This is a genomic window from Streptomyces sp. MBT65, assembly GCF_016612545.1.
Lineage (GTDB): Bacteria > Actinomycetota > Actinomycetes > Streptomycetales > Streptomycetaceae > Streptomyces.
The window spans coordinates 1-1111 of the sequence record NZ_JAENRY010000721.1 but is presented as its reverse complement, the minus strand read 5'-3'; the positions used below and the strand labels follow the sequence as shown (position 1 = coordinate 1111).

Below are 1111 nucleotides of genomic sequence, written 5' to 3'. Positions count from 1 at the left end.
GCGGGCGGGCTTGTCGGAGGCGTTGCGGAAGGCGTGCGGGGTGCCCGGGGGCACGAACATGAAGGCGCCCTCGGTCGCGGCGGCGATCTGGTCCCCGTCCGGGGAGGTCCACCGGTGCCAGGAGTCCTGGGTGCGCCGCTCCGGTTCGAACGCCAGGAGCTCCAGCTCGCCCTCCAGGACGTAGAAGAACTCCTGCGCGTCGTGGTGGACGTGCGCCCCGACGTCGAAGCCGGGCGGGACGACCACCTCGAAGACGGACAGGGAGGACCCCTGGTCCTTGGTGGCCTTGAAGGTGACTTCCTGCGCCTTGGTGACCAGTTTCCGGCCCTGGCCGGGCGGGACGATGAGGCCAGTCATCTTTTGGGTTCCTTCGGCAGAGACAGCCGCGGCGGCAGCGGCGGAACACGGCTGCGGGCAGCGGCAGGGACGAGCGGCGGCAGGGACGAGCGGCCGCGGCGGGGGTCAGTCCACGTCGGCGCGGGCGCCGTCGCTCCAGCGGCCCAGGGCCATCTCGGCGGTGATGCCGGGGCCGAAGCCCGCGATCAGACCGGTGGCGTCGGGGGCCGGCGGGTCCTCCTCGAACAAACGGCGGGCCGCCTCCAGCACCACCGCGCTGGCGATGTTGCCGTACTCGCTGAGCGTGGCCCAGCTGTGCCGGAACACGCTGCGGTCGACCTCCAGGAACTTCGCGAGGTCGTCCAGGATCCGCGGACCGCCCGCGTGCACGATGTAGAAGTCGAGGCTGCCCGCGTCCCAGCTGTGGTCCTTGGCGAACTCCCGCAGCACCGGCGCCAGCGGCTCCATCGTGCCCGGCACCCGCCGGTCCAGCTGGAAGTGGAAACCCGTCTCGCGCACCGCGTAGGAGATCCAGTCCTCGGTGTGCGGGATGAGGTAGGAGGCGTTGCGCTCCAGCTCGATGCCGGTGCCGCCGGTGCCGCGCACCACCGCGGCCGCGACCGCGTCCCCGAACAGGCCGTCGGAGAGCAGCGAGCCGATGTCGTCCATGTCGGGCTGGTAGCACAGCGAGCAGAACTCGGCCGACACGATCAGGACGTTGCTGCCGGGGTGGGCCACGCAGAAGTCGTGGGCGCGGTTGACGGCGGCGCCGCCG

2 protein-coding genes are annotated in these 1111 nt (G+C 72.0%); both read right to left on the bottom strand.

Annotated features, from left to right (window positions below; all coding sequences use genetic code 11):
- Positions 1–357: cupin domain-containing protein (locus JHN63_RS51795; protein WP_200692043.1), on the bottom strand; the 357-nt coding region annotated here is incomplete at its 3' end.
- A 105-nt stretch (positions 358–462) separates the two neighbouring features.
- Positions 463–1111: 3-oxoacyl-[acyl-carrier-protein] synthase III C-terminal domain-containing protein (locus JHN63_RS51790; RefSeq protein ID WP_307782204.1), on the bottom strand; the 649-nt coding region annotated here is incomplete at its 5' end.